This is a genomic window from Bacteroides sp. AF39-16AC (assembly GCF_003602735.1).
GTDB lineage: Bacteria > Bacteroidota > Bacteroidia > Bacteroidales > Bacteroidaceae > Bacteroides > Bacteroides uniformis.
The window spans coordinates 1-5,670 of record NZ_QTLN01000001.1 but is presented as its reverse complement, the minus strand read 5'-3'; the positions used below and the strand labels follow the sequence as shown (position 1 = coordinate 5,670).

4 protein-coding genes and 1 pseudogene are annotated in these 5,670 nt (G+C 46.2%); 1 reads left to right on the top strand and 4 read right to left on the bottom strand.

The window, feature by feature from the left end:
- Positions 1-240: hypothetical protein (locus DW039_RS21050; RefSeq protein ID WP_120381547.1), on the top strand; the 240-nt coding region annotated here is incomplete at its 5' end.
- 263 nt (positions 241-503) lie between these two features.
- Here the strand turns inward: DW039_RS21050 and DW039_RS00020 are convergent.
- The 4 genes and pseudogenes from DW039_RS00020 to DW039_RS00005 form a co-directional block, all read right to left on the bottom strand.
- A complete protein-coding gene (locus tag DW039_RS00020; protein ID WP_119957754.1) occupies positions 504-1,826 on the bottom strand; it encodes a sigma-54 dependent transcriptional regulator in 1,323 nt (440 codons plus the stop codon).
- A complete protein-coding gene (locus DW039_RS00015; RefSeq protein ID WP_119957755.1) occupies positions 1,819-4,131 on the bottom strand; it encodes an ATP-binding protein in 2,313 nt (770 codons plus the stop codon). The genes DW039_RS00020 and DW039_RS00015 overlap by 8 nt, the downstream gene beginning before the upstream one ends.
- The gene (locus tag DW039_RS00010) at positions 4,128-4,754 is read right to left on the bottom strand and encodes a CatB-related O-acetyltransferase (RefSeq protein WP_119957756.1); all 627 of its coding nucleotides are present in this window, start codon (positions 4,752-4,754) and stop codon (positions 4,128-4,130) included. Before DW039_RS00010 ends, DW039_RS00015 begins: the two co-directional genes overlap by 4 nt.
- A gap of 12 nt (positions 4,755-4,766) precedes the next feature.
- Positions 4,767-5,654, bottom strand: a pseudogene (locus tag DW039_RS00005) (MATE family efflux transporter); the annotation flags it as partial.
- Between the last annotated feature and the right edge of the window lie 16 nt (positions 5,655-5,670).

Here is a 5,670-nt window from a genome sequence, read left to right as displayed (position 1 = left end):
GGACTTTACACAGGTCCCGGTGGCGGACTTTACACAGGTCCCGGTGGTGGACTTTACACAGGTCCCGGTGGTGGACTTTACACAGGTCCCGGTGGCGGACTTTACACAGGTCCATGTAGTAATCCATATGTTAGCAACTGGCCTCCTCCACATATTTTAATTCAAGAACTGCGGAAAAGGAATATGAATAATATTGTGGATTATCTAATAAATATGGGCTTTATAGATTATGCCTATTAAATAGCCAAAGAGCAACTTTAACAATTAGGTTGCTCTTTGGCTATTTTAATAGAAGTCGTATGGTTAAAAACTTCGGTAATATTTGCTACATACCAAAGACTAAATTATTTGGTAACATTCCTAATTTCTATGTTTTGTGGCTCATCACTATTAATCCAACTCCTCTGTATTCAGAGATGACACTAATTTTGAAACCGATATCTTTATATTGGATAAAATGCAATATTGATATTCGTAATAACGAAAATTTGGTGAATTACCGGCTATGATTGCCTGAATTTGTATTTCAGCCCATACTCTTCCAGCTTGCTGTACAGCGTTGTGCGTCCTATTCCGAGCAATCCGGCGGCAACCTTTCGGTTTCCGTTCGCCTGCTTCAAAGCGCGTAGGATACGCTCCTTATCCTCCGCATCGTTGCGCAGGGCGAAACTGACGGGAGAGGTCGGTTTTGTCACGGCAAGTTCCAGATGCTCTTTCGTGACAATCCCTGTCTGTGTTTGCAACACCGCACCCATGATTTTCTGTCGAAGCTCACGGACATTGCCCGGCCAAGCGTGGGTCAGCAATGTCTTTTTGGCTTCTCCGTCAAATCCGATAACATCACATTCCAGCTCTTTGTTCGCAATTTCACGGAAGAACTCAGCCAACGGCATTATGTCCTCCTGACAGTCGCGTAACGGCGGGACGGTTATCTCGAAGTCATGCAGACGATATAACAGGTCTTGCCGGAATCGCTTTTCGTTCACAGCCGCCTCCAGATCCTCGTTGGTGGCAGCGATGATTCGGACGTTGAAACTCTTGTCCGTCTTGTCTCCTAACGGTCGGTATCTCCGCTCCTGTATGGCACGGAGCAGCATCTGCTGGGTCTCCATTGCGAGGTTGCCCACCTCGTCCAGAAACAGCGTGCCACCCTCAGCCTCGTGGAAATAGCCTTTCTTGGTGTTGTCCGCTCCTGTGAACGCTCCTTTGACGTGTCCGAAGAATGCGGATGGCGCAAGTTCTTTGGTGAGTGAACCGCAGTCCACTGCAACGAACGGTTTTCCTGCCCGTTTGCTTTTGTCGTGCAGTTGGTGTGCGATATGCTCTTTGCCTGTACCGTTCTCGCCAAATATCAGCACGCTCATGTCAGTAGGAGCCACCAGCCTTATTCGTTTCACGATGGTTTGAAAAGCCGAACCGTCACGGGAGAACACTGGCATACGGTTTCTTCCGATACTCCTTTCTTTTAATATGGTACGGAGCAAAGGGACGAGTTTATCCTCTACAAGTTGCTTGGGTATGTAGTCCAGTGAGCCGAGTTTCATACTTTCGACTGCCGTATGCACCTCGGCATAGTCAGTCATGATGACAAAGGGCTGCATCCTGCCCTCCTTACGCATCCAGCGCAACAGGTCGATACCGTTGCCATCGGGCAGGCGCAGGTCGGAAACCACGATGTCCCCGTCTGCGGCTTGTTGCAGATATTTCTTCGCGGTCGAGAGGTGGAAAGCCTGCACGGTACGGAATCCTTCCCGTGCCAGCAGGTTGCAGACAAACTCGCAGTACACGATATTGTCTTCCACTACGATGATTTTTGTCTTATCCATTATCGTATTTCTTCCTTTCTTCTTTTGCCAGTTGGATTATCTCCGTTCCTTTATCCAGTATGGCGGTTACTGCATGGGGTATCGTTTTCCAATCGGAAGTATCCTCGCCATGAAGCAGTTTATAAAGTTCCCTCAACGGTTGGTCGGCACGGAGTATCTCCCATGAACTTCTCAAATGATGTGTAAGGGCATCCAGTTTTTGCAGGTCTTTCTTTTGTTCTGCATCTTTGACCGCCTGCATTTCCTTTTCGGTTTCCAATATCAGCTTCTCCAGCATGGCGGATTCATTGCCGTAGGACAACAGGGTGGAGAAGTCCGGCACTTCGTCCGATATGCCTTTAATGGCGCATTTGTCTGAAATTTCCATCAGTTCGGATATGGAGAACGGCTTGAACAGGCATCCGGCGAATCCACGTTCCATAAGTTCCTCCTTGATGCAACTACCCGAAGCGGTTGTCACCACTACCGGGATAGCCTTTGAATTGCCCACATTGGACGAGCGTAACAGTTCCAACAACTCGAAGCCGTCTATCTCCGGCATATTCAGATCAGTAAGCAACAGGGCGTATTCCTTTTTCCGTATCAATTCCATCAGCTTTGCCACATCAGTGCAGGTGTCGCAGTGTATTTCCTCCTGATTGAACATTTCTTTCAGCATCAGAAGAAGCACCTCGTCATTATCAATAGCGACAACATCATAGTATTTCTCGTTGTTGCGGGTATAATTCCGGACTATCCGTTGTGGCTGTCGTTCTTCGGCGGGCTGCGCGGGTATTTCCACTATAAAACGGCTGCCCCTGCCTTTTTCACTTTCCAGCCGGATAGTGCCGTCGAGCATCGCCACGATGCGCTGTACGATGGAAAGTCCCAGCCCGAAGCCGTCTTTTGTGACGGCGTTTGACAGACGTTCAAACGCACCGAACACTCTTTTCTGTTCCTCGTCTGTCATACCAGTACCCGTATCTTCTACAATGATTGTCAGGACACTATTATCATAACCTGTTGTCAATGATATGGTACCGTTCTCCGTGAACTTGACGGCATTAGACAATAAGTTGTTCCCGATTTGCAGTATGCGCTCTTTATCTACCAAGACAATAGCTTCTGTCTGGTTTGTTATGGTAAGAGCCAGCCCTTTGTTCATCGCCATAGGCATAAACTCTGTTTCGAGAGTCTGTGTAATTGCTGAAATCCTGTAAGGAGACAAATTCGGCTGTTCTTTGCCGTTGTCCAGTCGGAAGAAGTCAAGCAGGGTGTTGAGCATTTTACGCATACGTTCGGAGGATTGTCGGATGTTCTGAATATATGTACCTGTTTTATCTATGCCATTCTCTTTTTCTATCAGTCCAACATAACCGGTTATTGCTGTTAAAGGCGTACGCAGTTCATGGGTGATGGTATGGACAGCTTTCTTGCGGGAGGCTATCAGTGCCTCATTTTGCTCTACCGACTGTTGCAACTGCCCGATCAAGTCCGTCGTTTTTCGTTTGTACCTATTGATACTATTGGCATTACGGTGTATGATGATGTAGGAGATCACCAACAGAAGGAGGACGAATCCTGTCAGGCTACCTATTTGCATAAACGACTGTTCCCTCATGGCGGTTATCTCGGCTTCACGTTTTTGCAGGTCGGCTTGCACTTTTTTATCCATCTGGCGGATAAACCCGTGCAGTTGCCGGTTAAGTTCCGCATTCCGTGCCGCAAGGCTGTCGGCGTGTTCCGACAGACGGCGGCTTTGTGCCCGTTGCTCGGCAATCATATCACGGTCGAGAGAGCGAAGCATCGTGGTGGTCACGGTTGGCTTTGGCTTTTCTTTCTTGCCGAATATGCCGAGAAATCCTTTCCGCTTTGGCTTTTGCGGCTGTTCCTGCACACTTTTCTGCACGATTACAGGTACCTGCCGTGCAATCTTCTCGTTGAGGACCTGTTGCTCGTCAAGCACCTGAACAATCTGGCGCATCTGCTGCTCCTTATCTTCCAAAAGCTGACGCACGCTGTCTATGCGCTCTTCCGGATAAATCGCTTTGAAGCGGCACAGCATACTGTCTATCGCCATACGCTGGGTATGGTAATGTTCCAAATCTTTATCATCCCACTCCAATACGCTTTCGCCCGATAAAGAAAGTTCAATAAGAAGAACAAATATTTCGTGCGATTCTTGGCGAAAAGTATCTATATGACGATTCTGAACTTCCAATTTCTCTAAATCGCACCATTCTTTATACCAAATATACATTATGCCGATAACCAATAATGCCATCAGCAAATAGCCGAGTGAAATTAAATTCTTGATTGACTTCATACTGCCTGTAATTTATCCCAACGTCCATCTTTCAGATAAGGCAAAAACTCCCGTATCTTATCTACCGACCAGTCCCACCATTTCAAAGTCTGCATCTGTTCTATTATATCAGGACTGAACCGCTTTCGTATCTCTTTGGCAGGAACACCACCCACAATGGTATAGGGCGGCACATCTTTCGTCACAACCGCCCTTGTTCCAATAATAGCCCCGTCACCGATATGGACACCAGCCATAATTACGGCTTCATATCCTATCCACACGTCATTGCCTATCACGATGTCGCCTTTGTTGTCCCAAGCAGAAGCCACATTTACCTTATCCAATTCCCAATCTTCATAGAACAGCGGAAATGTGTATGTCGATAGTGATTTTAGGGTATGATTGGCACAGTTGAACAGAAATTTTGCTCCACAAGCAATAGAACAGAACTTTCCAATTATCAGCCGTTCGTGGTTAATCGGATAGTGATACAACACATTGTTTTGCTCAAACAGACACGGGTCTGAAACAAAATCATTGTAAATGGTATAGTCGCCTATTTTGATAGACGGGTCTTTTACGACAGCGTTCAAATAAACGGTTTGCGTGTCACCCTTACGGGGATATATCTTGCTCATCATAACTTTCAGTTCTTAGTATTGTTTATATTTAAGATAAATGACGGATTGTGTACCAAGCAGTATCACATATAAGTATTCCACAGCCCAATATGTCGCTAACGGGACATCACAAGAATCTAATCTCCATAAGCAGAACAGATAAGCAATCGTAGTTGTCACCTGAAAAATGAATACCGTCCGTGTCGCTCCCGTTCCTGTGGCGGCATTCAGATAGACGTAACCGGGTAGTGCAAAGAAGTAATTTAACAGCATGACAAGAAAAGGCGACCATGCAAGCTGTACGATAGCGGGATTTTCCGTATAAGCCCCTATAATGGGCTGGTGAAAGCACAACGCAAAAGCAATCAATGGAATGCCTGTTGCGTATCCTAAACGGATAATCTTATGGCAAAGCGGAAAAACTTTTTTCTTTTCACCTGCTCCAATCAGATTACTCACTAAAGAACCGGTGACACCTGCCAACGCATTGACGATAACAGAAAACAGTGCGGAAACACTTCTTACAATGTTTGATACTGCCAATTCCGTTTCTCCCAAACGTTCGATAGCCACGAAGAACAGAAACCAAATGGCTACACTTGTAAAGGACTGGAGCATACTCCATACCGAGATAGAAAATACCTCTTTCAATATCGTTATATCAATACGCCAGTATAAGCCATACACTTTTTTATCAATGTGTCTAAACATATATGCAGCCAATACAGCCAGCGAACACATTTCGGCAGATGAAGAAGCGATAGCCGCTCCCGATATACCCATATCGAAGCCGAATATAAGGAGCCAGTTCAGCGGAATATTCACCAGTACGGCAGTGAAAGCCGCCATGTTCAGGGATTTTGTCTGTGTGATACCGACCAAAAATGTAGCTAACACTTGAAAAGGGACCCGGAACAACATTTAAAAAGTGCCCCAC